The sequence below is a fragment of the Corynebacterium sp. KPL1814 genome, from assembly GCF_000478175.1.
In the GTDB taxonomy this organism is placed as follows: domain Bacteria; phylum Actinomycetota; class Actinomycetes; order Mycobacteriales; family Mycobacteriaceae; genus Corynebacterium.
The window spans coordinates 158,219-184,493 of the sequence record NZ_KI515774.1; the positions used below are offsets into that span (position 1 = coordinate 158,219).

At 60.2% G+C, this 26,275-nt stretch carries 23 protein-coding genes; 10 read left to right on the forward strand and 13 right to left on the reverse strand.

Features of this window, described 5'->3' with window-relative positions; translation table 11 throughout:
• Positions 1 to 57 precede the first annotated feature (57 nt).
• From HMPREF1257_RS00775 to HMPREF1257_RS00810, 8 genes are all read right to left on the reverse strand, one after another.
• A complete protein-coding gene (locus HMPREF1257_RS00775; protein WP_023023473.1) occupies positions 58 to 1,506 on the reverse strand; it encodes an ABC transporter ATP-binding protein in 1,449 nt (482 codons plus the stop codon).
• On the reverse strand, positions 1,503 to 2,324 hold the full coding sequence (locus HMPREF1257_RS00780) for an ABC transporter permease (RefSeq protein WP_023023471.1): 822 nt from the start codon (positions 2,322 to 2,324) through the stop codon (positions 1,503 to 1,505). The genes HMPREF1257_RS00775 and HMPREF1257_RS00780 overlap by 4 nt, the downstream gene beginning before the upstream one ends.
• Complete coding sequence (locus HMPREF1257_RS00785; protein WP_023023469.1) at positions 2,321 to 3,286, reverse strand: ABC transporter permease; 966 nt, start codon at positions 3,284 to 3,286, stop codon at positions 2,321 to 2,323. The genes HMPREF1257_RS00780 and HMPREF1257_RS00785 overlap by 4 nt, the downstream gene beginning before the upstream one ends.
• Positions 3,283 to 4,803, reverse strand: a complete 1,521-nt coding sequence (locus HMPREF1257_RS00790; RefSeq protein ID WP_023023467.1) for an ABC transporter substrate-binding protein — start codon at positions 4,801 to 4,803, stop codon at positions 3,283 to 3,285. The genes HMPREF1257_RS00785 and HMPREF1257_RS00790 overlap by 4 nt, the downstream gene beginning before the upstream one ends.
• Positions 4,804 to 4,991: 188 nt before the next feature.
• Entirely contained in the window at positions 4,992 to 6,011 is a 1,020-nt protein-coding gene (locus HMPREF1257_RS00795) for an LLM class flavin-dependent oxidoreductase (RefSeq protein WP_023023465.1), read from the reverse strand.
• Between the two features lie 189 nt (positions 6,012 to 6,200).
• Positions 6,201 to 7,628 (reverse strand): branched-chain amino acid transport system II carrier protein, encoded by a 1,428-nt coding sequence (brnQ, locus tag HMPREF1257_RS00800; RefSeq protein ID WP_023023463.1) that lies wholly within the window; start codon positions 7,626 to 7,628, stop codon positions 6,201 to 6,203.
• Positions 7,629 to 7,842: 214 nt separating this feature from the next.
• Positions 7,843 to 8,973, reverse strand: coding sequence for a MalY/PatB family protein (locus HMPREF1257_RS00805; RefSeq protein WP_023023461.1), 1,131 nt, complete (start codon positions 8,971 to 8,973; stop codon positions 7,843 to 7,845).
• 42 nt (positions 8,974 to 9,015) lie between these two features.
• Complete coding sequence (locus HMPREF1257_RS00810; protein ID WP_023023459.1) at positions 9,016 to 10,902, reverse strand: ABC transporter ATP-binding protein; 1,887 nt, start codon at positions 10,900 to 10,902, stop codon at positions 9,016 to 9,018.
• Positions 10,903 to 11,069: 167 nt separating this feature from the next.
• Here HMPREF1257_RS00810 and HMPREF1257_RS00815 point away from each other — a divergent pair, with 167 nt between their 5' ends.
• Both HMPREF1257_RS00815 and idi read left to right on the forward strand, forming a co-directional pair.
• Positions 11,070 to 11,618, forward strand: coding sequence for a hypothetical protein (locus HMPREF1257_RS00815; RefSeq protein ID WP_023023457.1), 549 nt, complete (start codon positions 11,070 to 11,072; stop codon positions 11,616 to 11,618).
• Positions 11,615 to 12,157 (forward strand): isopentenyl-diphosphate Delta-isomerase, encoded by a 543-nt coding sequence (idi, locus tag HMPREF1257_RS00820; RefSeq protein WP_023023455.1) that lies wholly within the window; start codon positions 11,615 to 11,617, stop codon positions 12,155 to 12,157. The genes HMPREF1257_RS00815 and idi overlap by 4 nt, the downstream gene beginning before the upstream one ends.
• Positions 12,158 to 12,163: 6 nt before the next feature.
• Here the strand turns inward: idi and HMPREF1257_RS00825 are convergent, their stop codons facing one another.
• Complete coding sequence (locus HMPREF1257_RS00825) at positions 12,164 to 13,426, reverse strand: carboxylesterase family protein (protein WP_023023452.1); 1,263 nt, start codon at positions 13,424 to 13,426, stop codon at positions 12,164 to 12,166.
• A gap of 38 nt (positions 13,427 to 13,464) precedes the next feature.
• Between HMPREF1257_RS00825 and HMPREF1257_RS00830 the strand changes: the two genes are divergently transcribed.
• The 4 genes from HMPREF1257_RS00830 (at position 13,465) to HMPREF1257_RS00845 (ending at position 16,825) form a co-directional block, all read left to right on the forward strand.
• Positions 13,465 to 13,668 carry a hypothetical protein gene (locus tag HMPREF1257_RS00830; RefSeq protein ID WP_023023450.1) on the forward strand — a complete coding sequence of 68 codons (204 nt, stop codon included), beginning with the start codon at positions 13,465 to 13,467 and terminating at the stop codon, positions 13,666 to 13,668.
• Positions 13,661 to 13,936, forward strand: coding sequence for a hypothetical protein (locus HMPREF1257_RS00835; protein WP_023023448.1), 276 nt, complete (start codon positions 13,661 to 13,663; stop codon positions 13,934 to 13,936). Before HMPREF1257_RS00830 ends, HMPREF1257_RS00835 begins: the two co-directional genes overlap by 8 nt.
• A gap of 151 nt (positions 13,937 to 14,087) precedes the next feature.
• On the forward strand, positions 14,088 to 15,920 hold the full coding sequence (locus tag HMPREF1257_RS00840; RefSeq protein WP_023023446.1) for a long-chain fatty acid--CoA ligase: 1,833 nt from the start codon (positions 14,088 to 14,090) through the stop codon (positions 15,918 to 15,920).
• 224 nt (positions 15,921 to 16,144) lie between these two features.
• Entirely contained in the window at positions 16,145 to 16,825 is a 681-nt protein-coding gene (locus tag HMPREF1257_RS00845) for a hypothetical protein (RefSeq protein WP_005278077.1), read from the forward strand.
• A gap of 129 nt (positions 16,826 to 16,954) precedes the next feature.
• Here the strand turns inward: HMPREF1257_RS00845 and HMPREF1257_RS00850 are convergent, their stop codons facing one another.
• The 4 genes from HMPREF1257_RS00850 to HMPREF1257_RS00865 all read right to left on the reverse strand — a co-directional run bounded on the left by HMPREF1257_RS00850 (position 16,955) and on the right by HMPREF1257_RS00865 (position 21,797).
• A complete protein-coding gene (locus HMPREF1257_RS00850; protein ID WP_023023444.1) occupies positions 16,955 to 17,920 on the reverse strand; it encodes a hypothetical protein in 966 nt (321 codons plus the stop codon).
• 165 nt (positions 17,921 to 18,085) lie between these two features.
• Positions 18,086 to 19,240, reverse strand: coding sequence for an ATP-binding protein (locus HMPREF1257_RS00855; protein WP_023023442.1), 1,155 nt, complete (start codon positions 19,238 to 19,240; stop codon positions 18,086 to 18,088).
• 110 nt (positions 19,241 to 19,350) lie between these two features.
• A complete protein-coding gene (locus HMPREF1257_RS00860; protein ID WP_023023440.1) occupies positions 19,351 to 20,409 on the reverse strand; it encodes a CNNM domain-containing protein in 1,059 nt (352 codons plus the stop codon).
• The gene (locus HMPREF1257_RS00865) at positions 20,409 to 21,797 is read right to left on the reverse strand and encodes a hemolysin family protein (protein WP_023023438.1); all 1,389 of its coding nucleotides are present in this window, start codon (positions 21,795 to 21,797) and stop codon (positions 20,409 to 20,411) included. Before HMPREF1257_RS00865 ends, HMPREF1257_RS00860 begins: the two co-directional genes overlap by 1 nt.
• Before the next feature lie 149 nt (positions 21,798 to 21,946).
• Between HMPREF1257_RS00865 and hemW the strand changes: the two genes are divergently transcribed.
• The 4 genes from hemW to HMPREF1257_RS00885 all read left to right on the forward strand — a co-directional run bounded on the left by hemW (position 21,947) and on the right by HMPREF1257_RS00885 (position 26,275).
• Complete coding sequence (gene hemW / locus HMPREF1257_RS00870) at positions 21,947 to 23,086, forward strand: radical SAM family heme chaperone HemW (protein WP_023027906.1); 1,140 nt, start codon at positions 21,947 to 21,949, stop codon at positions 23,084 to 23,086.
• A 164-nt stretch (positions 23,087 to 23,250) separates the two neighbouring features.
• Entirely contained in the window at positions 23,251 to 24,291 is a 1,041-nt protein-coding gene (hrcA, locus tag HMPREF1257_RS00875; protein WP_023023433.1) for a heat-inducible transcriptional repressor HrcA, read from the forward strand.
• An 80-nt stretch (positions 24,292 to 24,371) separates the two neighbouring features.
• Positions 24,372 to 25,532, forward strand: a complete 1,161-nt coding sequence (dnaJ, locus tag HMPREF1257_RS00880; RefSeq protein WP_023023431.1) for a molecular chaperone DnaJ — start codon at positions 24,372 to 24,374, stop codon at positions 25,530 to 25,532.
• On the forward strand, positions 25,532 to 26,275 hold the full coding sequence (locus HMPREF1257_RS00885; RefSeq protein ID WP_023023429.1) for a 16S rRNA (uracil(1498)-N(3))-methyltransferase: 744 nt from the start codon (positions 25,532 to 25,534) through the stop codon (positions 26,273 to 26,275). The genes dnaJ and HMPREF1257_RS00885 overlap by 1 nt, the downstream gene beginning before the upstream one ends.

Genomic DNA, 26,275 nt, shown 5'->3' on the forward strand with positions numbered 1-26,275 from the left:
CTGCTGGACTCCTTTCGTTTAAAACGTCTACCGCAACCACCCTACGCCGCAGAGATCTTACTGCCCTGCAGCGGCAATGAGCCGGCGGGTGTAGTCGCTTTCTGGCGCAGACCACACGCGCTCGGTGGGCCCGTGTTCGACGAGCTCGCCGCGATTGAGCACGGCGACCCTATCGCAGAGCCCGCGCACCACGGAGAGATCGTGGGTGACAAACAGCAGGGTCAGCCCGCGGTTCTCAATGAGGCGGGCGAGCAATTCCAGCACCTGGGCTTGCACGGACATGTCGAGGGCGGAGACGGCTTCATCGGCAAGCAGGATATCCGGCTCGCCGCACAAGGCGCGGGCGATGGAGATGCGTTGGCGCTGCCCGCCGGAGAATTCGTGGGGGTAGCGGTCGAGCGCCTTGCCGGACATGCCCACCTCTTCGAGAGCGGCGGCGGCGCGCTCGCGCTGCTCGGCCTTGGACAGGCGCCCGGGCATGGCCTCGGCGATGGATTTCCATATCTTCAGCCGCGGGTTTAGCGAGCCTTGCGGGTCTTGGAAGACCATCTGCACGCGCCCGTCTACGGTGCTGGTTCCAGAGGTCGGGGCATCCAGCCCTGCCACGATTTTTAGCAAGCTGGTCTTGCCGGAACCGGAGCCGCCGACGATACCGAGCCGCTCGCCGCGGCGCACGCGGAGATCGATTCCCGCCAGCGCGGCTTGGGAGCCATGCTGCTTGCCGATGTCCTCCAGTACCACCATTTCCTTCTCCCCACCCGCCGGGGTGAGGGCGAAGTCTGGCGGCTGTGAGGCCGAAACTAGCTCCTGGGTATAGGCGTGGCGCGGCTTGGTGAGCACGCGCTCGGTGCGGCCTTCCTCCACGATGTAGCCGTCGCGCATGACCAGCACCCGCGGGCACATGCGCTGGATGACGTTGAGGTCGTGGGTGATAAAAAGCAGGGCGGTGCCGCGTTGTTCGGTCACGCGCTCGATGACGCGGAGGACCCCGTCTTGCGTGGTGGCATCGAGGGCGGTGGTGGGCTCGTCGCAGATAAGAACGTCGGGGCTTCCCGCCATGGCCATGGCTAAGAGCACGCGCTGGCGCTGCCCGCCGGAGAGCTGGTGGGGAAAACGCGAGGCGAGATCGGCGTCGAGGTCGACCTCTTCTAGGGCCGCGGCGATATCGCGCGCGCCGGCGTGGGTGAGCTGGGCGCTAATGCGCATTAGGGGATCCAGCGCGCTCATGGGTTCTTGGAAGACCATGGCCATGGTCTTGCCGCGCAGCGGGCGGATGGCGGAATCCCGCGCGCCGATGATCTGATGATCGGCTACGGTGACCTCGCCGGTGGCGGAAATCCCCGTGGGCAGCAGGCCCATGATGGACAGCGCGGTCAGTGATTTACCGGAGCCGGATTCGCCGATGATGCCGAGCTTTTCGCCCGCCTCGAGATCGAAGCTAAGCGGGCCGACGAGGGAGGATTCGGAGGCGCTGAGGCTGAGATCGCGCACGCTTAAAAGGCTCATCGCGTGGCTCCTTTCATGCGGGGGTCGAGGGCGTCACGGAGGGCATCGCCAAGCAGGTTAAAGCCCAAGACCGTGGCGGCGATGGCGAGGCCTGGCCACAGGGCCTGGAGGGGATCGGTGCTCAGCAGTGACTGGGCATCCTGCAGCATGCGGCCCCACGAGGCGGCTGGGGGAGGCGTGCCCAAACCGAGGTAGGACAGGCCCGCCTCCGCGAGGATGGCGAGGGCAAAATACACCGAAGCCTGGACGATGATAAGGCCCGCGATATTCGGCAGCACGTGGCGCACCGCAACCTTCCATCCCGGCACAGCGGAGATGCGGGCGGAGGCGATATAGTCCTGCGTGACCACCTGCAGCGTGCCAGAGCGCGCCACTCGGGCAAAGGACGGGATGCCGGAAATACCGATGGCAATCATGGCAGTCAACGTCGATGGGCCCCAGACCGCGCCGGCGATGATGGCGAGCAAGAGCGCCGGGAAGGCGATGACGACGTCGGCGCCGCGCATGACCACCGCTTCTACCCAGGTGCCGCGGCGCATGCCCGCGAGAATTCCCAGCGGGATGCCGATGAGCCCGGCGATACCGACGGCGATTAGCCCTACGAAGACCGTGATTTTCGCGCCCGCCATGATGCGCGAGGCGGTATCGCGTCCGAAGCGATCCGTGCCTAGGACGTGATCTGCGGTGGGGCCAGACAGCCGGCTACCCGGCTGCGCGAGGGTGGGATCGTACGGCGTCCACACCAGCGATACGAGGGCGATTACTAAGACCGCGCCGACGAGTGCGGCGCCTAGCCAACCAGAAAAACGCATTTTCATCGCGCGTCACCTGCCTTGATTCGGGGGTCGATGAGGCGGTAGGCGACATCGGTAAGCATGTTTACTGCCAGCGCGAAGGTGACCAGCAGCATGACGAGGGTCTGCACCGTGGTCAGATCGCGCACGGAGACCGCATCAAGCAGCATGGAACCCACGCCGGGGATGACGAAGACGGATTCAATGACCACGGCGCCTACCACCATCGAGGTCAATTGCAGGCCAGAGACCGTGAGCACCGGCAGGGCGGCATTGCGCAGTCCGTGGCGGTGCAGGGCCTCCCGCGGGGAATCGCCCAGGGCGCGGGCGGTGCGGATATAGTCCTGGTCCATAACGTCGAGCACCGAGGAGCGCATATAGCGCGTGAGCATGGCGCCCTGGACCAGGGCCAAGGCGATGACCGGCAGGATCAGGTGGCGCAGGAAATCGCCCACGCCGCGATTCGGCGGAACCCAACCATTGGCCGGTAGCCAGCCCAGGTGGACTGCAAAGATGGCCACCAAGATGATGCCGACCAAGAAGCTTGGCACGGCGATGCCCAACTGCGTTCCCGCGGAGACCAAGCCGGCAACCCGCGAGTTGCGGTTGTGGGCCAGCCACATGCCGATGGGAATCGCGCAGGCTAGCGCCAAGGCCATGGCTAGGCCGATGAGGATGAGCGTGACCTGCAGGCGGTCAAGGACGAGCGGGGTGATGTCCTGCTGCGAGGACAGCGACTTGCCGAAATCGCCGGTGGCCAGGCCCTTTACCCACTCGACATACTGTGCGAGCAGCGGCCGGTCCAGGCCGAGTTCGGCGCTGAGCTCGGCGATAGCATCATCAGTGGCATTAACCCCCAACGCGACGCGCGCCGGGTTGCCCGGCACGGCGCGCATGAGCGCGAAGATGATGAGGGAGGCGAGAAAAAGCGTGAGCACAAAGCGCAGCAGCGGCCGGATTAAGGCCTGGGCTCGAGAGGTACTCATTGGTCCTCCTTGTCGTCGGTGAGATCGCGCAAGACGATCGCGTCGGTGACCTGGTCTGTGTGCAAGCCTCTAATGCCGTGGCGCGTGAGAACGACATTCGGCATATTCATCACGGTCAGTGCGCCGGCATCGGCCATGATTTGGTCCACGACCTGCGTCATGCGGCGGGGATAGTCTTCAGGTGCTGCGGTATCGGCCTTATCGAGCAGCTCGCGCGTGCGGGCGGAATCGTAATTCAGGTAGTAATCCGGGTTGCCAAAAAGCGCCGGGATATCGCGGGCCTCCACGTGGGAGATAATCGACATCTGGTAGTCCTTGGCGCCGTGAACCTGGCCCAGCCACACGGCGGGGAACTCGGCGGTTTCGAGGGTGACGTCGAAGCCGACATCGGAAAGCTGCGAGTACAGCAGCTCGGAAATGGCCTGGGCGTAGTAGAGCGTGGGCACGGTGATGGTAAGTGGGGTGCCCTCGGCGCCGGCATCGGCAAGCAGCGAGCGGGCCTTATCCGGGTTGAAGTCGTAATAGTTCTTGCCCTCGAACCAAGGATCGGTGGGCGGCATGGGCGCGCCGCCGGTATCGGTGGCCATGCCGGACCACACAATGTCATTGGCGGCCTTGCGGTCGACGGCGTAGGCCACGGCCTGCCGCACGCGCGGATCGTCGAAGGGGGCGCGGTCATTATTCATCGAAAGCAGGACCTCACCATTGGTGGTGCCTACGTTGGTATCGATGGAATCATCCAGGGAATCGAGGATTTCGGGGTTGCCCACGCCCCAGACGACGTCCACGCCGCCCGAGCGCAGCGCGGTGACCGAGGAAATGGCATCGGGGAAGTAGCGCACCGTGACATCGTGCTCAGACGGCGTGCCCCAATAATCATCGCGCTTGTGCAAGGAGACGAATTCTGAGGGGGAAAATCCCGCCACCTCGTAGGGGCCGGTGCCTATAGGCTTCGCTGCGAGGTCGTCCATGCCCTTAGGCGACATCATTGCGCCGATGGTGGTGCCCATGGACCACAGCCAGCCATTGGAGGGCTTTTCTAGGCGCACCTTGAGGGTGTGGTCATCTACTGCGGTGGCGCTTTCGACCGGGTCCATGGCAGCGGAAATGCCGTTGGCCCAGTCATTTTTTACGTAATTAATGGAAAAGGCTGCGGTCTGCGCGGTAAAGGGGTCGCCATTGGAAAAGGTCACGCCATCGCGCAGGTGGAAAGTATAGGTCTTCGCATCCTCACTGATGTCCCAGTCCTTGGCTAAGCCTGGGGTGATGGAGCCGTCTTCATCGATGCGCACCAAGGTTTCATAGACATTATCCATAAGCACCGAGGGCGCGGCGGCCCCACCGGTAGTGGTGAAATCGAGCGAGGTGGCCCCCGAACTAGATGCCACCGTTAGGGCGGCGTTGTCGCCGGAGGTATCTACCACCGCCGTATGGCCCGCTGAACAAGCTGTTATCGTGCCCAGGGCTGTCACCATCGCGAGACAGCCCAGCGCTGAGCGCGCGCGCAAAATTTTCATAAATGAAGAATAACGTGTGTGTTACTCAACACATAAACGCTCTAAAACCATTCGGGGGGAGGCATATATTGCCATTAATTAGGGCAATCTCAGCGGCTGTTGTGTGGCGAGCCTCGGTGGCACCGAGCGGCCAGCGTTGAGGCCGAGGGCGGCCCAACGCGGCGCTTTGTAGCGCAGTGAGGCGGGGTTTAGCGCGGGGTACCCGCTACGTTGGCTGGATCGAGCTGCCAGCCCTCGGCAAGCACGTGCATATTCTTGATGACGTTCTCGTGCGAGCTGGATTGCAGGGAAATCATCAGCTCGTCGGCCTTGGCGTGCTCTTGGAACTTCTCCAGGTATTCGGTGACTTCCTTGGTGGTACCGACCGCGGAGTAGCGCAGCATGTCCAGGATTTGCTGGCCCTGGTAGGACTCGATGATCTGCTCTACCTGCTGGTCGGTCAGGTACTTGCCGCGGCCGGCGAATGATTTCACGCGGTTGAAGCACACGCGCTCGTACTCGGCTTCTGCCTCCTGCATAGTATCGGCGGCGGTGACGTTTACTCCGGCGATGACGTAGGGCTCGCTAAACCGCACGGAAGGCTGGAAGTTTTCCCGGTAGTAGGTGGTTGCTTCCTCGAGGTGCTGCGGGGCGAAGTGGGAGGCAAAGGCGTAGGGGAGGCCGAGCTTTGCCGCGAGCGAAGCGCCGAACATGGACGAGCCCAGAATATAGATAGGAACGTTCGTATTAGCTCCGGGAATCGCGCTGACCCCAGGGATATAGGCCTTGCCTTCTAGGTACGCATTGAGCTCTTTGACGTCTTCTGGGAAGCGCTCGGCAGACTGCCCATCGCGGCGCAGCGCACGGCCCAAGGTATTCATGTCCGTGCCGGGGGCGCGGCCGACGCCCAAGTCGATGCGGTCCGGGTACATCTCCTCCAAGGTGCCGAATTGCTCGGCGATGACGTACGGCGAGTGGTTGGGCAGCATCACGCCGCCGGAGCCTAACCGGATGCGCTCCGTCTTGGCGCCGATGTGCGCGATGAGGACGGCGGGCGCGGAGGACATAATGGACTTCATATTGTGGTGCTCGGTGTACCACATGCGGGAATACCCCAGCTTTTCGGCTTCTTGGGCCAATTCCACCGACCGGTTAATGGATTGGGCAGGGGTTTCACCGTCATAGATGGTGCAAAAGTCCAATACGGAAAGCGGCGCGTGATCAGTCATGGGAAAATAATCCTTTTTCTCGCGGGGATAGTACCTATAGTGCAACGGTACGTGGGGCGGGGCTATTCCGTACTTTTTCGCGCGACCATGCGCATCCCGGCGTCCCTAGCTGAGTTGAAATCGCAGACAGAAACCCCGCCGCAGAACCCGAGGAATGCGGGCCCGCGGCGGGGAGTGGAAGGAGAGAGCTTAGCTCTTAGGCGATGCCGCTGCATCGAGCGGCGAGTCAACGACGGCATCGCCATCGGCATCGGCCGCCGCGGTCACAGAGTTAGAGTGCTTCTCGCCGGCCCTGGTGGAGATATCGACAATCAGGCCAATAACGGCCGCGATGACGGTAGGTACAATCCAGCCGAGATCCACTGTTTGGCCCGGCGCCAGCGACAAGATGGGATCCAGGGCGGCGGTGCCCCAACCCTGCGCGGAAATAACGGTCAGGGCGGACCAGATGACCGATACCCACAGGGCAAGGCGGTACGTCCAGTAGAACACGATGGACTTCTTTACCGCCGGCTGGATAAGCGTGAGCAGGATAAGGGAGATGGCCGGTGGGTACAGGAAGGTGATAAACGGCACCGCGATGGACAGCACGGTGTCGAGGCCTTGGAAGGCGAAGAGGATGGACATCGCGGTGAAGATGCAGGCCCACAAGTGGTAACTCGTCTTCGGTACCAACATCTCGAAGAATGCGGAGGTGGCGGTGATAAGGCCCACCGCGGTGGTCAGGCAGGCGAGGACGACGATGGCGGAGAAGAGGGCCTGGCCGAAGGTGCCCATGGTGAGATTGGCGGCCTCGGCAAGCAGCGGCGCACCGGATTCATAGGACTGGCCATCGGGCAAGGTCTGGCCCACCCAGGCCAGCCCCAGGTAGATGGCGGCAAGCAGGGCGCCGGCGACAAGCGCTGCGGTAATGGTGCCCTTCACCAGGGACTTTTGGGTCTTAAAGCCCTTAGAGCGCAGGGAACCCACGATGACGATGGAAAAGGCCAGGCCAGCGATGGCGTCCATGGTGTTATAGCCCTCGAAAAGGCCGGTGACCATGGGAGAAGAGGCATAATCTTCGGTGGGCATCTGGGGGTCGCGCGGGTGGTTTAGCGCCGCCAAGGTAATGAGGACCACCAGCAGCGCCACCAGGGCTGGGGTGAGGAATTTGCCCAGCGTATCGATGATGGAATTGGGCTTCCACGCCAGGCCTAGCGCGATAAGGAAGAAGACGGTATTGAATGCACCGCTGGCCATCGTGCCTTCCCAGCCCAACAGGGGAGTGATCGCCGTTTCCATGGATACCGCGCCGGTACGCGGAAGCGCGTAGAACGCACCGATGGAAAGATAGGACAGGGCGGAAAAGACGACGCCAAAGATCGCGCCGCCATTTGCTCCTAAGTCACGGACGGAGCGGCCGGAAATCGCGACCGCGATGATGGCTAGGACGGGCAAGAGCACGCCGGCGGCGAGGAAGCCCAGCACGGCGGGCCAGAAGTTGGTGCCGGCGGAAACGCCCACCATCGGTGGGAAAATGAGGTTGCCGGCGCCGAAGAACATCGAAAAGAGCATGAGCGAGGCAATGACAACGGTGGCCTTGCTCTTGGGGGTGCCTGAGGCAGTGGTGGTAGCCATCCTGGCTCCTTAACATTGCGTACTAAAACCGTCGGCCGCGCCGAGGGCCGTGGTGGCAAGCGACGCGAACGAGAATGCGAATTCTGTAGCCCTATAGGGACTATTCGTGTAATGAGATATTACTGCCCACCTGTTGAGAAATCAAAGCATGGTGAAAATACAATAAATGCCCCATCGCGTGTGCGATGGGGCGAGGAGAAAGGGCGGCTGAGAACTAGTCGAGCTCGGCGAAGGCCTTTTCCATGCGGTCGAGCGCCTCGCCGAGGATTTCGCGGGAGGTGGCGAAATTCAACCGCGCGTGCCCCGGGCCACCGGTGCCAAAGGTATCGCCCTCGTTGAGGGCCACACGGGCGTTTTCCCGCAACCACTTGGCGGGCTGGGGATTGCCGGCGATGGCGGTATCGGAAAAGTCTAGCCACAACAGGTAGGTGGCCTGCGGTTGCGAGGTCTTCAGCCCGGGGATGCGCTGCGGCAGTTCTTCAACCAGCCAGTCGCGGGTCTCGCGCAAGTACTCGATTTCCTCGTCCAAGAAGTCCCCGCCGTGGCGGTAGGCGGCCTCTGCGGCAAGCACGCCCAAGGTGCCGGTGCCGTCTTTGGCCACGCCGGTAAGCCCGTTCCACTTCTGGGCATCGGCGGCATTGGAAAAGATGATCTGCGCGCACTTAAGTCCTGCGGTGTTAAAGGCCTTGGAGGTGGCGGTGACGGTGACGGTGCGCTGCGCTGCTTCCTCGCTTAGCGATGCCACCGGGATATGCTTTCCTTCATAAACCAGCGGGGCATGGATCTCATCGGCCAAGATGCGGGCATCGTATTTCTCCGCCAACTCCACCAACCCGCGGAGGTAGTCCTCCGACAAGACGTGGCCGTGCGGATTATAGGGGTTGGCCAAAAGAATCGAACCGGCGCCGTCTTTGAAGGCTTGCTCGATTTCATCTAGCTCGAGGCTGGTTTCGATCTTCTCGCGCCCCGCCGTGCGGGGGAGTTCGAGCAGCGGTGGGTAGGAGGGTACGGGCACGATGACGGGGGAATCATCGCGGGTAAAGTACTGCACGCCGAGCAAGAGGCCGCGGACGACATCGCCTATCCAGAAGATGTGATCGGCATTGGGGCGCCAGTCGTAGCGCTCCGCATAGAAATCGGCGACTGCCTCGCGCAGCCCCGAGGTCTTGGGGGAGGGGGTATAGCCGAAGGTTTCATTATCCACCATTTCCTGCAGCGCCTTTTTGACGGCGGGGGCGGTGGGGAAATCGGACTCCGCGATCCACAGCGGGAGGATGTCCTCATCAAAGACGGTCCACTTGCGGGTACCGCGGGCTTGCAACTCTTCTAGGCTAGGAAACTGCATGCACACAAGCTTAACGCTTTAAGCGCATTAGTCCCAGTGGATTTATTCACTTTCTTCGTCGTGCTCGCTGTGGGAATTAGTGCCGGTGACAAAGCCGTACTTTTTCAGCCGGCGGCGGTCCGCGGCGGAGCTGGATTGGGTGAGTTTGAGCAGCTCGGCGTAGATGCCGCCGGATTGCGCGAGCTCGGCAGGCGAGCCTATTTCATCGATCCTTCCTGCCTCTAGTGTGATGATGGTATCGACATCCGCGATGGTGGATAGGCGGTGCGCGATAATCAGCGTGGTCCGGTCCTTCATCAGCTCATCCAGGCCGGCTTGGACGGCGCGTTCGGCCTTCGTATCAAGCGCGGAGGTGGCCTCATCGAGCACCAAGATAGGGGCATCTTTTAGCATGGCGCGTGCGACGGAAACGCGCTGTTTCTGCCCGCCGGAAAGCTTCAGGCCGCGCTCGCCGATGACCGTGTCATAGCCATCCGGGAAGGCCTCAATGAAGTCATGGGCATTGGCGCGCTTGGCGACGTCCACGATTTCTTCCTCCGTGGCCCCAGGCTTGCCATAGGCAATATTGTCGCGGATGGTGCCCGAAAAGAGATAGGACTCCTGGAAGACCACGCCTACCGATGCGCGCAAGCGAGACGCGGTGAGGTCATCGACGCGGTGGCCCAGCACATCGAGGTGGCCGGCCGAGGGGTGATAAAGGCCCAGCAGCAGATTGACCAGGGTGGATTTACCGCCGCCCGATTCTCCCACGAGCGCCACCTTCTGGCCTTCGTGCGCGCTAAAGGAGATGTTGTTGACGACGGGCTTTCCTTCTTCATAGGCAAAGGAGACATCATCAAAGGCAAAGACCGGCGCGCCGGGCGTGGGCTCCAATGGGGCGATGGGGGTGAGGTTGAGCTCGGGGGTGCCAGAATCCGTGATAGCGGCGACCAGCTCGCGCGGGGCGGTGGGCTCCAAGTCTTCTTCCATGACCTTGAAGTAGTCGCGCGAGCCGGCGATAGCGCGTTGGGCCGTATCGATCATCCAGCTCATCATGAATACGGGCTGCTTGGCCATGGTGACCATCTGCAAGAGCATGACCATATCGCCGATGGAAAAGTGGCCTTCGAGGGTGCGCCAGAAGATCACCGCGTAGATGCCCAAAAAGATTATGGCCATGGCGATGCCGCGGAAGGTATCCATCATGTGCCACCAGCGCGACTGCGGCCGCGTGGTATCGACCACGGTGCCATAGCGCTGGGCAAAATGGTCCAGCTCGCGGGATTCGGCGACGAAGGATTTGGTGACCTTCACCTGGCCTATGACCTCAGCAAAGCGGCCATTTGCTTGGTCGATGTTTTCGTTTTTAATGGCCTCAAATTTTTGCCAGCGCTTCGAGGTCAGCGCGGTTAGCCACATATAAATGGGGAAAAGCAACGCCAATAAAATGGTCAGCGGCCAGTAATACCAGGCGGTAATGGCCAAGACCGCGATGGTCTGGATGATCATCGTGAAGAAGTTATTGGCAAAAGACTGGATAAACTGCGTGATATTCGCGATGGAGCGATCCAGCCGGGCAATGATCGTGCCGGTGACCTGATTATCGTAATAGCCCTGCGGCAGCGCCAAGAGCTTGGCAAAGTAGCGATTGGATAAAATCTGGCGCAAGCGCGAGACCATGACATCGCCGATATAGCTGCCGACATTCCGGAATAAAGCATTGGCGGCATCTGCCAGGAAAAGGGCGAGGGCTAGGAAAAGGACGGCACGCAGGGCATCGCCAAGCGGCTCGTTTGTTTGCAGCGCCTCAACAATGATGTCGGTGGCTTCCCTGGTAAGGAAGGGTGAAATCAACGCAAGGACGGCGGTGACCGTCGCTGCGAGCAAGACGCCGAGATAATAAGGCCACAGGGCAGAAGCGCTGCGGGTAATGCGTACGAGGGATTTCATAGGGGGATGCTCAATTCAAAGACGCGTGGAGGAAGAGTACCTAAAAGAGACAGTCAAGTATGCCACACGCCACGGCGCGCAGCCCAGATGCATACCTTGGGCGGGCTTTCGGCTAAGGTATCTGTGCAGAAATAAAGTTATCTTCGCGTGCAAAGGATCCATCCACGGTGAAAATTTCTCACACTTTAGGCGCAGGCGTGGTCAGCCTTCTCGCCGTGACTCTGGCCGGATGCAGCATTCTCCAGCCGGAAGAGACCGGGTTGGGGGACAATATCACCGTCTCCAGTTCGGAAGAAGCGCCTTATCAAGCGGAAGACACCGACGATAAGGAGGTTACTTCCAACCTGGCGAGCCCGGTGAAAGATGCCGGCCTCGGGGTCAGCTGGGAGCTACAGGGGGTTTATGCGGATAATAATTCCGGCGGCTCCGTGGTGACTATTTTGCTCAAGAATGAAAACGAAATGGCCCTGCCAACCGATGCCTTCGATGACCCCGTCCTCGAGCGTGCCGACGGAAACGGCGGCTGGTCTAAGGTAAAAGCACTGCCCTATGACGAGAACTCCGCGCCTGACGTGGAACCCCCGGGCCTCGATCACCCGCTGGGCGCGGGCGCCTCGGTCAACCTGCAATACCGCTACGATGTCGCGCCGGGCAACCTCTGGAATGCCCGCCTGCATATTGGAAATGTCACGTGGGTGGGGGATCTGAACCTATGACGGAACGGGTAGTCTTGGCGGGTGCTGATGGAAAAGCCATTGGTACTGCCCTCAAATCCGAGGTGCATACCACCGACACCGCCTTGCACTTTGCCTTTTCCGCGTGGGTTACCTGCCAAGGAAAGGTACTCATCACCCGCCGGGCGCTGAGCAAACAAACCTGGCCTGGCGTGTGGACCAATTCCTTCTGCGGGCATCCTGGCCCGGGAGAAGCGACTGCCGATGCCGTCATTCGCCGCGCTGAGTTCGAGTTAGGGATTCCCGCGGACGCGCTATCTAACCTGCGCGAGGTGCTGCCCACCTTTTCTTATCGGGCGGTAGATTCTTCCGGCCTGGTGGAAAATGAAATCTGCCCCGTCTACTGCGTAGAGCTCGACTCCCAAGCGCAGTGGCAGCCGAACTCGGACGAGGTCGACTCTTGGGAATGGGTCGAGCCAACTCGCCTCATCGCCGCAACCGATGCCGTGCCGGCGGTATTTAGCCCGTGGATGTGCGAGGAACTGGCGGAAGCTGAATTGCGCACGGCGCTTCAGGCGTAGTAGCAGTTAGTCCTCTTCATAAAACGCCGCCGCCACGTAATCCAGGGTGGCATAAGCAATGCGCCGATCCCCGGTATCCAAATCAAACTCGAGGACGCGGTGGTCGCTGCCATAGCGAGGGAAACCCGGCTCGCCGGTGGTGGCGAAGTGGCAGAGCCACTCATTTAGCTCGCAGTCGGTGCCGAAGAGCGGGTAGAGCTCATCGCAGTGCAGCGCTGGCTTAAGCTTCCTCGTAAACTCCATCATCCAGGTAGGCCCTGGCGCGCCGGAGGCTACCTGCGCCGTCCAGCGGCGAACGAGGGAATCGCCGATCATCCGGCCCATCAGGCGGTCCGGGTCCACGTACTGCGCGAGCTGGCGCCATTGCGTGTAGCGCCCGTGTGGGAAGCCGAAGCGTTGGGAAAGGTAATTACAAATAAACTTGCCCAGGGCCATATTATCGATGCGCTTGCCGGCCGGAAGATCATAAAACTCATCCCGGGTAGAGCTCACCACGATGGGGATATCCGCCAATTCGGAGGCCTGCATCGGCGCTGGGCCGAGGGCCAAGTCATAGCGGTGCTTCTTGCGGAACTTTTTGTAACCCTTTTCTAATGCCTCGGGCGACAGCGATTCCAAAACGCTTTGTTCGATGGGGACCGAGAGGTACCTGTGCAATCCCGCTACGCGGTGTTCAAAAGTGTCGCGGGGATAGGCAGGCGATAGGGCGAGGACCCGCCGAAAAGCACCGCGGTAGTGATCGCGCCGGGCAAGCCACAGGCTAATCGCCGCGCCGGCGGATTGGCCCACCAGGGTGATATTCGTTTTATCCCCGCCAAAGGATTCGATATTGTCCTGTAACCACTCCAAAGCCAGCACGCAGTCATCGATGCCGCGGTAGCGGTCCGCTTCATCGTCGGCAAAGCGGGCGAAACCGGCCAGGCCCACGCGGTAGCCCACCCGGACTTGGATGATGCCCTTGCGGGCCGTTACCGTGCCTGGCACCCGCTCGTCCTCATGCGAACCGCCTTCAAAGCTTCCCCCGTGGATATAGACCACCACGGGGCAATCCGCGGCGTTCTCGGGGGCGGTGATGCTGAGTGCTACCTCATCCGGCTGCGGTGTGCGCGCATCTTGGTCGAGAGGCTTTTCCAGTGGCCGCGACGGGGCGAAGCGGCTAGGGATTTCGCAAAAGCGCAGCGAATGAAAATAGGAGAGGCCATCGCGGCTAAAGCCGGTGATGCGTCCAGATGGGGTGGCAATAGTGACGGGTATCTGTGCGCTCGACATACCTGCCAGATTACCGTGAGGCAGTAATATAAGGACCCATGGAGTGGTTGACTGAGGTGAGCAGCGCATTTTCGCAGTTCTTGGTGCAGGCGCCCGTGTGGGTACAGATGGTCATCGTGGTCATCATCGTGGTGCCCATCATGATTGGCCTTGCTTGGTGCCTGATGTGGGCCGTGGACCGCAGCGCTGCCCTAATTTCCCAGTTTCGCGATCGCGGCACTACAGTAAAAGACCATGGCTGAACAACATTCGGAGGGCGCGGGCGATAACGCAGCTAGCGGCGACGTACCCGGCGCCAGCTCGGATAGGATCCAGCCGGTAGATCCCCGCGAAGGCCTGTGGGATCCAGAGCGCAAAAAGGATGAGCGCGCTACAACTACGCCGGTTGCCGGCACCTCCCAGTCCGTTCGCCGCAAGCGCTCCCTGCCCAAATCGCGGGTCTCGCTCACGCTGTGGTCCATGATTGCGCTAGTTCTCATCGTTGCACTCATCGGCAGCCTGTGGCCCTAGGGCAAGCTGGTGAATTGCTCCAATAAATAGGCCACTCTGGTGTTATAAGCCCTGAATAATTACAGCTTCGATCGTGGGTGAAACGCGTTGATACGCTCTCCGGTTGGTACAGTAGGCACAGATTATTATTAGCTGTGCGAAAGGATATCGCGTGACCCTGCAACAAGTGCACACCCCGGCGGAATTTACCATTGAGCCGGGGGAGACCTGCCTCACCGCCCTAATGGATACCGCGAAGAAGCGTCCGCACGGCGTCATGTTTACCCGCCCAGCAAATTACGAGTGGGTCAATGTCACCGGTAAAGAATTTATCGATGAGGTCTTTGAAGTAGCTCAGGGTTTAATCGCGCTAGGCGTGAAGCAGGGCGATCGCATTGCCCTCATTTCTGCTACCCGCTACGAATGGTCCCTGCTGGACTACGCCATTTGGGCAGCCGGCGCGGCATCGGTTCCGGTCTATCCTTCCTCGTCCGCCTCCCAGGTGCGCTGGATCATTGAGGATTCCGGGGCGGTGCTGGCCATTACCGAAACCCGCGAGCACTCCGAATTGGTAGAAAACTTGGTCCTACAAGACGACGGTGAACCAAACCTGAAGGGCTCGCCATCGCAGCTGCGGCGCGTACTAGAGATTAATTCTTCTGCTATCGATACCTTGAAATTCGAAGGCCGCAGCATTGGTACCGACGAGGTATCTGCGCGCATTGCCGCCACCAATACCGATGATCTTGCCTCCTTGGTGTATACCTCCGGCACCACCGGCCGGCCGAAGGGTTGCATCCTGACGCACCGGAATTGGCTCTCAGAAGCTAGGGCGCTGACCACCAATCCCATCGGCGTATTCGCCGTGCCGGGTAGCCACACCCTGACATTTTTGCCCTTGGCCCACGTCTTTTCCCGTGCCGTATCGATCGCCGTGGCCATTCGCGGTGCTTCACAGAATCACTGGTCCGATTTTTCCACCATCTCCATCGAATTCGCCCGCTCTCGCCCCAACGTGATTTTGGGCGTGCCGCGCGTATTTGAAAAGGTCCGCAACTCTGCGGCCTCGAAGGCGGCGGATTCTGGCATCAAGAGCTTCCTTTTTGAGCAGTCCGAAAAGATTGCCATCGAATACTCCAAGGCACTCGATACGCCGGAAGGCCCAGACCGTCTGCTGAAAATTAAGCACAAGCTCTTTGACAAGCTGGTCTATTCCACCATCCGCCAGGGCGTGGGCGGCAATGTTCGGTACTGCATCACCGGCGGTTCCGCGATGGGCCACGATTTATTGCATTGGTTCCGCGGCATTGGTGTTCCCGTTTTTGAAGGCTATGGCCTGACCGAGACCGCTGCGGCCGCGGCCGTGGACTACTTGGACCAATCCATTGGTACCGTCGGACCGCCGCTGGGCGGGGTGACCATGCGCATTAACGATGACGGCGAAGTCTGCATCAAGGGCGGCATGGTCTTCCAAGGGTATTGGAATAACCCCGAGGCCACGGAGGAAGCCTTCGAGGATGGCTGGTATAACACCGGTGACTTGGGGGAAATCGACGATGATGGCAAGCTCACCATCACCGGCCGCAAGAAGGACTTGATTGTCACCGCAGGTGGTAAGAATGTATCGCCTGGCCCGATGGAGGATATCCTGCGCGGGCACCCCCTGATTTCGCAGGCCATGGTCGTAGGTGATGGTAAGCCGTTCGTGGGAGCGCTTATCACCTTGGATCCAGATATTCTCAAGCGGTGGAAATTGGACCACAATATCCCAGAAAACCGCTCCATGAGCGACATGGCTACCGACGCCACCCTGCGCGCCGAGGTGCAAGACGCCGTCAACAAGGTGAACACCACTGTCTCCCACGCGGAAGGCATCAAGAAGTTCTACATCCTAGAAAGCGACCTTACTGAGGATGAAAATGAGCTCACCCCAACGATGAAGGTCAAGCGCAACGTGGTGGCTCAACGCTACGCCAGCGCCATCGAGCACATTTACAAGCGCTAGAAAGGCGCGAAACGGGTACACCCGGGGATTTTATTCCTCGGGTGTTTTTCTTCTTGCAGGTCACAATGGGCGAAGCGCGAACCTGCCATAAACCTGTGAAACGCTTCGGAGTGTCGCGCTCTCGCGGTGGACGATCTGGCATAGAGTCATGAGTCGTCGCCGAAAACCTCAACCTCTACTAGAGGTTAGAAAAAGAAAACCGCGGAAGGAGTGGCTCGAAGCCTATGCAGAAGATCGCCGCCGAGCTGCGTCACCGCGAGCTCACCCAGGAGATTTATAATATCGGCGACGAAGTCGCGGAATACCTCGAGCACCTCATTGAAGCAATCGAGGATTGGGATGAGGAACTGTCCATGGATTGCCTGGCAGAACTCGGCGATATTGTCGACGATGCCCGCGTGGACTCGGGCCGCTGCGTGGGTGAGCTAATTGGGCTTCGCCAAGCGCTGGTGTCCGGTGTGCGTTCAGGAACCATCTCTGCCGCTCCCTCCGGCGCGAATGATGCGGAGGAGCCGGAGCAGCTCACCCCGCGCCTGTTGGATGAGCGCTATCCCATTGCCAAGCCCATCGTCGTGCATGAATTGGCAGAAGCGCTGCGGCAGCGCACGCAGGCGGTAGCAGATTACCTGCGTGAGGTCGTGGACTACGTGCTGGCGCAAACCGATGCCGTCGCCCGCAACCTCGACATGGTCTCCCTGCCGCACCTGTATAAGTGCACAGGGGAATCCGCGCTCATCGCCGTGCAGGCGTGGAAGCACACCGTGCTCGATACGCACCCGGCGTACGTGCGCTCCATGCGCGGGCATAACCCGCCGCAATTCCTAGAAGAACGCGCCCGCATTGCCGCGGTCGTAGAAAAAGTCCGCGCCAAGCGCGAGGCAGCCCGCCGGGCCACAACTGCATAGATCCTTTAGACTTCCTTGCTTAAAGCAAGGGAATTTTAGCGGCCCACCGAGATTCCCTCTCTCGGTGGCCGTTTCATTTGTAAATGACCATCCCGCGAACCTGCCGAAATCTCCGGTGCCAGTGAGAATTCAGCGGCGAGACCACTGGGTGCGTACCGCGTTCTGGCGCGCAGAGATAGTGGCAGTGACCTCAGTGATGAAGCGTTCCGGGTGCTGTACTAACTGACGCGGGGAAAATCGTATGACGGTAAAACCCGCATCGTGCAGGCGCTTTTCGCGGGATTGGCCGGTTTGGTCCCGCGGCTTCGTTGGCATCGTGGTGGCCGCGGCGTCGTCTGGCCGCCCAACGGCTGTGGAAGAGGCCCCGGCCGTATGGTCATCGTTCGGTTCAGTGATGTCGATGATGTAGGTCTTATTGATACACAACTCCGCGGTAATGCCGGGAAGGGCAGTGTACTGAACCTCGAAAAACATTGGCCACGGAAAATCCGCCTGGATGAGCAGGGCGCGGGCAAAGGAGGCATGGGGAGACGGGGAGGCGGCGCAGCTGTGGTGGATCACGTCCCGGACGACCGCGCTATTGCGCACCCTGCCCATCCGCGCGAATTCCTGCCTGAGTTTCTTCTTTGTAATTCCTGCCCGCAAGGCAGAGTCGGCGGCAACGAGACCTTCGCGAAAACCGTGGAATCGGGCGATATCGATCACAGCTCGGGCTGGCGAAACGGTGCGGGAGCCATGCACCAGCATCGGTTCGGGTAATTTCGTTTTGCGGTACATGCGTTCTGGATGGCGCCGATCTTTATTGGGTAAAGAGTTATGGGGAAGGGCCATTTCCACCTTTTCTTCCGCGGAGGCAAGCACCCATAGCCCGTGGACGCGGGCGGCGGACTTAGAGATGAGCACCGCGGTATAAGCGCTGCGGGCGGCGGCGATGGCGCGCAGGCGCAGCTGGGAGGATAGGCTCAAACCGTGGTAATGGTCGCGGTGTACCGCGATGCGGGGCGCGAGCTTGAGGTAGGTGCCGTTATCGAGGTCGCGGCCGAAGGTGGGATGGTTGTGCCGGATGGAAGGAATATTAGTTAGTGCTTTGCTCATGACCCCGAGCACATATGAGGCGCACGATGCCTGCTGCCCGAATGCGCGCGAGGCTGTGGAGTTCTCGTTGAATCTTCACTAAGTGTGAACCGTGGTGCTCGAGTGGCGCCACGAGCTTAAGTTATCCACACCCGCGCTATTGGTGGGTTGTGCGACTGAGCTTGATTAGTACGAATCGATTACCAAGCTAGCGGCATGCTCGCGCAAATAATCTCGAAGGTAGGGCAGGGCAAAGTCTACTTGGCCACTGGCTGGTATCTCGATTAGTTCCGAGTCAAGCAAGCGGCGGCGGTAATTGGATGCATATTGCGAGCTTTTTCCTAGGCGGGCCGTGATATCACTCATGGATGAGGGGCCATTGTCTTGCGCCATATGGAGCAGGAATGTCCGATCGATGGGGGAAAGCTCCGCTAGGGCGGGCTCATGGACTAGCTGCCCTAGCTTTCGTCGTGCTTTGGAAATGCCTTCCTGCGCAGCTTCCACCGAAATCGTATTGTCTGTTCGGTGGCGGAAAGCCCATAGGCCGACGAGCTGAATCATAAAGGGGTATCCCTGGCAAGCGGATACGGCAGATTTCAGCGCGTCCTTGTCCCAATTAACCTCTGTTTCTTCTACGGGAGCCTTGAGTGCCTTCCGGACGTCCGTATCCGCCACTCGGTCCAATTCAATACGGTTCGCACGGCGGAGAAAAGTGACAGGATTAGAGTCATCCTGGCTGGCTAAAAGCGGTTTAATCGAGGAAGGGATCCCTGCCATGACCACGGCAATATTTTCCCCTTCTCGCACGAGGTGCTGGATGGTAGCACCAAAATCGATGACCTCATCACTGCGCTGGTGGTGCATTTCATCCAACGTAATGAGCACCCCGGTGGGCTCGCCGTGGGAAATCTGGTCGAGTTCGCGCTGCGCATGGAGGAGGTCTTTCAAAGCCCTTCTTAAGGGATAGGATTCCACGGATAATGTCCTTGGATCCCATTCCATCCCTATGCCTAATTGAAAAAGGTGCAGGTTGAAACCTTTTAGCGCTGTGCGGTTGAGTTGAAGGGTATTAATAATTTCAGCTCGGAGCCGCTCTGCAAAACCGGCAGATGCCGTGTCATTAAGGATGCGCCAACCGCGATCTGACGCGGTGTCTTCGAAAGCATTGAGCAACACCGTCTTGCCGATACCGCGCGGACCCACGACGAGAGAAATACGTTCATGGGATCCGGGGCCATCGTCCAAGGCATAAGCGAACTCCTCAATGGAGTCTTTACGGCCAGCTAGGTAGGGAGGCGTGGCTCCAAGCGTGGCGGTAAACGGATTCTTCCGGTGGGTCATAGCTCAAGTGTAAAACACCGCGCTTGTGTACGCTTGTTTATCTTTTGAATTTTGTTTATAAAACTATTAGGTACCGAAACCAACGGGACTGGTTGGTTTCGGTGAGGACGCTATACCGCAGGGGGAGGGGTGACCTTGTCCAGCTGCTCGGTAATCTGCGGCCACAGCTGGCCCATGATGTCATCCCACGTAAGGATCCACACGGCCTTGTCTTTATCCGCCTTGCCCACGACAACGAGCTGCTCATTGCGGGCGCGCATGTGATCGAGCGTCTTTTGCACGGTGGTAGCAGAAGAGACGGAAATCGGGTCGCGGGAAAACTCGAGGACTGGGGTATCGGGATTGGCCAAGAGGGTATCGCGCACGTGCACCACGCGGGGCACGCGGGAATCCTTGGGGAAGACGAGGACGCGCATGATGTTTTTGCGCAGGACGAGCTCTTGGAGCTGTTCCACCGTGGCATCGGAAGGCAGGGGCACAACTTCGGAGCCGTGGGCGCGCGCCATGGCGCCCACCGTGGAGTTCTCGAGCTCGATGACATCGGAAATCTGGTTGGCGGAATTATCGTCAAGCGCGCCGGTCTCGCGGGAGTGCTCGACCAAGGTGCGCAGCGTCTCGGCATCGTAGCCGGCAGCGCCGGCGCGGTCGACCGGTTCCTCACCCGTCATGGCCACCAACTTATTGGCCATCGTGTTAATCCACTTCAACAGCGGACGGAAGACCCACACGAATCCGCGGGCGGGGATGGCAATGACCTGCAGGGCAGATTCTGGGTGGGCGATGGCCCAGGACTTGGGCGCCATTTCACCCAGCACCAAGTGTAGGAAGGTGACGATGAATAGCGCGAGGATGAAGCTGGCGACATCGGCAATGCCCAGCGGCAGGCCAAGGGCCTCTAGCGGGGTCATCAGGAGGTGATGGACCCAGGGCTTGGTCACGGCGCCGAGCACGAAGGTGGCAGCAGTAATGCCCAATTGCGCGCCCGCCAGCATGATGGTCAGCTCATTGAGCGAGCGCAGGCCGGCGCGGGCGGTGCGCGAGGATTCCGCGTTTTCTTCAAGCCGGTTGCGGCGCGAGCCCATGAGGGAAAACTCGATGACCACGAAGAAGCCGGAAGCCGCAATAATGAGCAGCGTGACGATGAGGTTGAACCACCACGTATCGGTCATTATGCCTCCTCCTCTTCTTCTTCGCTGTCATGAACGTAGTCCTCAATAAGCTCGATGGCCAGGGAGGATGGCACGTGGCGGTCTACGTCATCCACGCGCATGCGAATGGAGCGAGTCGGTGCTTCGTCCTGATCCACCCAGTCGTCCGGCTCGGCCTCTAGGTCGATGGTGTGGACCTCGCCTACCTCTGGCAGGGCGCCGGCATGTGCGATGAGCAGGCCGGCGATGGTTTCAAAATCGCCCTCCGGAAGATCGTGGCCAATGGCGCGCTCGATTTCATCCAGCGGCGTATCGCCATCCACCAGCCAGTGGGATTCGTCCTGCTCGGTGATTTCTTCGGTTTCCTCGATATCGTGCTCATCGGTGACATCGCCCAAGATCTCTTCGGCCAAGTCCTCCATGGTGACGATGCCGACAAATCCGCCGTACTCATCGATGACGCAGGCCAGCTTTTGTTCTTCGCCGCGCAGTTCATCGACGACATCGGGAAGCGGCATAAGCTCCGGAACTACCAAGGGCTCGCGCATGATGGCAGTAGCGCTAGTGGCAGCAGGGAGATCGGAGCCCAAGACATCGAAAAGATGCACCACGCCGATGGGATTGTGCTCATCATCGATGACGGGGTAGCGCGTGTGGTTTTCAGACATCAATTCGCGCACCTCACCCAAGGTGGTGCCTGGGTCGATCACGTCCACGCGGGAGCGGGGGATCATGGCGTGCTCGACGTCGTGCTCTGGAAAGTCGAGCAAACGGTCCAAGACCATATAAGTATCCTCATCCAAAACGCCAGTTTCGTGCGAGGAATCGACGATGGATTCGAGGTCATCGGCTGTTGCGGAAGAATCGACGTCTTCTACCGGCTCGATGCGAAATAGCTTCAAAATCGCGTTGGAAGAGTACTCGAAAAAGCGGATGAGCCAGCCGAAAATGAGCAGATACCACTGCGTGGACGCGGCCAAGCGCAGCGCCGTTTTCATGGGCGCGGCGATGGTGTAGTTCTTAGGGAAAAGCTCCGCGAAAAGCATCGTGGCGATGGTGGAAATAAACAGCGCCGCGATGGTGCCGATAGCCACGGATACGCCGGTGGGAATGCCTACGCCGCCGAGCAGCACGCCAAGGCCCTGGCCCACTAGGGGCTCTGCCACATAACCAATGAGCAGGCCGGTAATGGTAATGCCGAGCTGCGCACCGGAAAGCATGAAGGAGGTGCGTTTGGTAATGTCCAGCGCGCGCTGGGCGGATTTATCACCTTCAGCGGCCATGGACCGCAATTGGGTGCGGTCCACAGACATGAATGAAAACTCTTGCGCCACGAAATAAGCGTTCGCGACGATGATGATTCCGATGACGACAAAGCCAGCCAGGATCATCAAAATAGCCGATAACATGAGTTACTCCCCACCGCCTATAAGGTGGCGGGGACATCGACTGGGAGGCTCCACTGAAGGTACCTTTCTATACGCGGGAAGTTGGCAATATACTACATGTTTAACACCCATTTCGGCCATTTTGTTCCCCGCCTATTAGGGTTTGATTCATGACTGAACCATTCGGGCTGTATATCCACGTTCCCTTTTGCGCCACCCGCTGCGGCTATTGCGATTTCAATACCTATACCCCCGGCGAGTTGGGCAGCCCGCGAGATCTCACCGAACCGTACCTCGACGCCCTAGACAAGGAGCTGGAGATGGCGGCTGGCCGCGTGGGGCGCACCGCGGATACGGTTTTCATCGGCGGCGGCACTCCCTCGCTCTTGGGTGGTCAGGGCCTGAGCCGCATCCTGGATACGGTGCGCTCTACTTTTGGGCTTAGCCCAGGTGCCGAGGTCACCACCGAGTCCAACCCGGAGTCCACCTCGCCGGAGTACTTTGCCGCGCTTGCCGATGCCGGCTTTAACCGCATCAGCCTCGGCATGCAGTCCGCCTCGCACAGCGTGCTCCAGGTGCTCGAGCGCGCCCACACCCCCGGGCGCGCCTTCGACGCCGCGCGCGAGGCCCGTGCGGCCGGCTTCCAGCACGTTAACCTCGACATGATTTACGGTACGCCCACCGAAACCGACGATAACGTCCGCGAGACCTTGGACCGTGTGCTCGAGACCGGCGTCGACCACGTCAGCGCGTACTCGCTCATCGTAGAAGACGGCACCCGTATGGCCCGCAAGGTGAATAAGGGACTGTTGCCCGCTCCGGATGAAGACGTGCTGGCCCGGCGCTACGAAATGATTTCCTCCACTCTGGAAAACGCCGGATTCGAGTGGTACGAGGTCTCCAATTGGTCGCTGCCCGGCGGAGAATGCGAGCACAACCGCATTTATTGGGTCGACGGCAACTGGTGGGGCGCAGGTCCCGGTGCCCACTCCCACTTAGGCGACGAGCGCTTTTACAACGTCAAGCACCCCAACCGCTATATCCAAACGATAGGAAACGGTGAGCTGCCCATTAAAGACAGCGAAACCCTAACGGGGGCAGATCGCCACATGGAAAAGGTGATGCTCGGCCTGCGCCTGCGCGAGGGCATCCCAGAATCCTGGCTCGATGCCCACGCAGCCCCTGCGTTGGAGGGCTTCATCGACCGCGGCCTGCTCGAGCGCGCCGGCCAGCGCGTGCGCGTGACCAAGCGCGGGCGCCTGCTTGCCGATGGCATTGTCTCCGACCTCCTCATCGCCGAAGAGTCCTAGCCGCCGCCAGAAAGTTCTTATATTTTCCCCTGAACCACCAAAACCTCTTATTCGGGCTTATTCTTGTTAGACTTTTAAGATTGGCACTGGATTTACGCTGTATTTATAGAGAGACGCCGGTACATCGACTTAAACTAACCCGCAGAGAATAGGAGCGTTGAGAAGTGTCCACCTCAACTGATGCCCGCCGCAAGGAGGTCCTGCGGGCCATCGTTGCGGATTACATTGCCTCCCAAGAACCCGTCGGTTCCAAAACGCTGGTAGAGCGCTACCGGCTGGGCGTTTCTTCCGCGACCATCCGCAATGACATGGCTGTGCTGGAATCTCAGGGTCTGATTTCGCAGCAGCATGCCAGCTCAGGGCGCGTTCCCACGCAGCAGGGCTACCGGCAGTTCGTTGATTCTCTCCACGAGGTTAAGCCGCTTTCTACCCCTGAGCGCAAAGCGATGCTGAACTTCCTGGAAGGCGGGGTAGACCTCGAAGATGTGCTTCGCCGCTCCGTGCAGCTTTTGGCCCAGGTCACGGAGCAGGCGGCCGTGGTGCAGCTGCCCAATTTGAAGGTCTCGCGCGTCAAGCACTGCGAGGTGGTCACGCTATCTCCGGTGCGGGTGCTGCTCGTGCTGATTACGGATAATGGCCGCGTGGATCAACGCAACGTGGAACTGGATGAGGTCATTGACCAAGACCAGACGTATCGCCTGCGGGACATCGTCAATAATGCGCTAGTGGGCAAGACGCTTACTGATGCCTCCGTGGAGCTCGCCCACCTCGTCGATGACGCCCCTCTAGATATCCGCCACCACGTGCTCAAGGTGGCGACCACGCTCATTGAAACCTTGGTGGAACAGCCTTCCGATCGCCTGATTATGGCGGGCACCTCCAACCTCACCCGCGTCGCCCGCGAATTCCCAGAAGGCCTGCCCAAAATTATCGAGGCCTTAGAAGAACAGGTCGTCGTCCTGAAATTGTTGGCGCGGGTGCCGGATCTGGGCAATGTTTCCGTGGTGATTGGAGACGAAAACGAAGAGGATCAACTGCGTGATGCCTCCGTCGTTGCCGCCGGGTATGGTTTTGGAACCGGGGGACAGGCGGCGACGCTGGGCGGCCTCGGCGTGGTGGGCCCGACGTTTATGGACTATTCGGGAACAATCTCTAAGGTCTCTGCTGTTGCACAATACGTAAGCGAAATTTTGGCCGGCGAGTAGTGCGGGTAGACTAGCCGGTCGCTACATAAATTTTTTCAAGGTAATACCAACAAGACGATCGAGAAGGAATATCTCTAACAGTGGCTCGTGACTATTACGGCATCCTCGGTGTTGATAAGGACGCAACGGACCAGGAAATTAAGAAGGCGTACCGCAAACTGGCCCGCAAGTATCACCCGGATGTGAACCCGGATGATGAGGCAGCGGCGGAGAAATTTCGCGAGGCCTCGGTTGCCCAAGAAGTTTTGCTGGATCCGCAAAAGCGCCAGATCGTCGATATGGGCGGCGATCCCATGGAGCAAGGCGGCGGTGGCGCTGGTGCCGGTGCCGGCGGATTTAGCGGCTTCGGCGGCGGTGGCTTAGGTGATATCTTCGCCGAGTTCTTCGGCGGTGGCGCCGGCGGCGGATCCCGCGGGCCTAAGTCGCGCGTGCAGCCCGGCAACGATGCCCTCCTGCGCACCCGAATTACCCTGGAAGAGGCTTATACCGGCCTGAAGAAGAAGGTCACCGTCGATACCGCGGTGCTGTGTGATTCCTGCGGCGGCACCGGCTCGAACTCCAAGTCCAAGCCCGTTACCTGCGATAACTGCAATGGCATGGGTGAGATCCAGGAGATGCAGCGCAGCTTCTTGGGCAATGTGATGACCACCCGCCCGTGCCCGAAGTGCCAGGGCTTTGGCGAAATCATTGAGGATCCCTGCAACCAGTGCGCCGGCGATGGCCGCGTGAAAAAGCGTCGCGACCTTACGGTGTCCATCCCGGCTGGCATCAACGATGGCATGCGCATCCGCATGGCCTCCCAGGGCGAGGTCGGCCACGGCGGCGGGCCCGCAGGTGACCTTTACGTTGAGGTGCACACCCAAGAACACGAGGTCTTCCAGCGCAATGCGGATGACTTGAACGTCACCGTGCACGTGCCGATGATCGACGCTGCGCTGGGCACCAACTTCACCATCGATCAGCTTAATGGCGAAGAGCTCACCATCGATATCGAGCCGGGCACCCAGCCAGGCGAGTCCATCAAGGTCGAGGGCGCGGGCATGCCACGCCTGCGCACCGATGGTTACGGCAGCCTGTTTGCCCACGTGGATGTGGTCGTCCCCAAGGATCTGGATCGCAAGAGCCGCGAGGCGCTGGAAAAGATCCGCAATACCCGCGATGAGGGCGCCCGCGTGCGCACCGCCAGCGACGGGCAGGAAGACTCCTTCTTTACCCGCCTGCGCGATAAGTTCCGCCGCTAATGTCGCTGCCCGTCTTCATCCACCCGGATCTCTCCGCCGCCCAGGCCGGAGACGCCATCACGCTGTCTGGGCCTGAGGCGCGCCACGCCGTGACGGTCAAGCGGATGCAGCAGGGGGAGAAGCTGGCGCTTATCGATGGCACCGGAATCCGCCTTACCCTCACCGTCACCGAGACCTCGGGCAAGGACCACTTGACCGGCACCGTCGAGTCCGTTACCCAGCTACCGGAGCCGAATCCGCGGGTAACCGTGGTGCAGGCGATTCCCAAATCCGAGCGCGCCGAGCTAGCCGTTGACTTGGCTACACAGGCAGGGGCGGATGAGATCATCGCCTGGCAGGCGGATCGCTGCGTGGCCAAGTGGGACGGGAAGAAGGCGCCGAAGGCCATAACCAAATGGCAGGCCGCAGCCGAAGCGGCCGCAAAGCAATCTCGGCGAGACCGCATCCCGCAGATCCGCGGCCCGCTGACTACCCGCCAATTGGTTGCGGAGCTAGCAGAGCGCGCAGAATCCGCGCGCGTGTTAGTCCTGCACGAGGAAGCCACCGAATCCATCCGCGAGGTGGACTTGCGCGGCGAGGTCTTCCTCCTGGTCGGCCCCGAAGGCGGAATCGGGGAAAATGAGCTGACAACCCTGCGCGAGGCCGGGGCCGTTCCTATCAAATTGGGCCCGGAGGTTTTGCGCACCGCCAGCGCGGCGATGGTGGCCTTGGCGGCTATCGGCATGCGGACTGAGCGCTGGTAG

Coding starts and splice junctions, on each gene's coding strand:
- HMPREF1257_RS00775 (WP_023023473.1), bottom strand. CDS start 1,506: ATGAGCCTTTTAAGCGTGCGCGATCTCAGCCTCAGCGCCTCCGAATCC.
- HMPREF1257_RS00780 (WP_023023471.1), bottom strand. CDS start 2,324: ATGAAAATGCGTTTTTCTGGTTGGCTAGGCGCCGCACTCGTCGGCGCG.
- HMPREF1257_RS00785 (WP_023023469.1), bottom strand. CDS start 3,286: ATGAGTACCTCTCGAGCCCAGGCCTTAATCCGGCCGCTGCTGCGCTTT.
- HMPREF1257_RS00790 (WP_023023467.1), bottom strand. CDS start 4,803: ATGAAAATTTTGCGCGCGCGCTCAGCGCTGGGCTGTCTCGCGATGGTG.
- HMPREF1257_RS00795 (WP_023023465.1), bottom strand. CDS start 6,011: ATGACTGATCACGCGCCGCTTTCCGTATTGGACTTTTGCACCATCTAT.
- brnQ (WP_023023463.1), bottom strand. CDS start 7,628: ATGGCTACCACCACTGCCTCAGGCACCCCCAAGAGCAAGGCCACCGTT.
- HMPREF1257_RS00805 (WP_023023461.1), bottom strand. CDS start 8,973: ATGCAGTTTCCTAGCCTAGAAGAGTTGCAAGCCCGCGGTACCCGCAAG.
- HMPREF1257_RS00810 (WP_023023459.1), bottom strand. CDS start 10,902: ATGAAATCCCTCGTACGCATTACCCGCAGCGCTTCTGCCCTGTGGCCT.
- idi (WP_023023455.1), top strand. CDS start 11,615: ATGACGGAACGGGTAGTCTTGGCGGGTGCTGATGGAAAAGCCATTGGT.
- HMPREF1257_RS00825 (WP_023023452.1), bottom strand. CDS start 13,426: ATGTCGAGCGCACAGATACCCGTCACTATTGCCACCCCATCTGGACGC.
- HMPREF1257_RS00830 (WP_023023450.1), top strand. CDS start 13,465: ATGGAGTGGTTGACTGAGGTGAGCAGCGCATTTTCGCAGTTCTTGGTG.
- HMPREF1257_RS00835 (WP_023023448.1), top strand. CDS start 13,661: ATGGCTGAACAACATTCGGAGGGCGCGGGCGATAACGCAGCTAGCGGC.
- HMPREF1257_RS00845 (WP_005278077.1), top strand. CDS start 16,145: ATGCAGAAGATCGCCGCCGAGCTGCGTCACCGCGAGCTCACCCAGGAG.
- HMPREF1257_RS00850 (WP_023023444.1), bottom strand. CDS start 17,920: ATGAGCAAAGCACTAACTAATATTCCTTCCATCCGGCACAACCATCCC.
- HMPREF1257_RS00855 (WP_023023442.1), bottom strand. CDS start 19,240: ATGACCCACCGGAAGAATCCGTTTACCGCCACGCTTGGAGCCACGCCT.
- HMPREF1257_RS00860 (WP_023023440.1), bottom strand. CDS start 20,409: ATGACCGATACGTGGTGGTTCAACCTCATCGTCACGCTGCTCATTATT.
- HMPREF1257_RS00865 (WP_023023438.1), bottom strand. CDS start 21,797: ATGTTATCGGCTATTTTGATGATCCTGGCTGGCTTTGTCGTCATCGGA.
- hemW (WP_023027906.1), top strand. CDS start 21,947: ATGACTGAACCATTCGGGCTGTATATCCACGTTCCCTTTTGCGCCACC.
- HMPREF1257_RS00885 (WP_023023429.1), top strand. CDS start 25,532: ATGTCGCTGCCCGTCTTCATCCACCCGGATCTCTCCGCCGCCCAGGCC.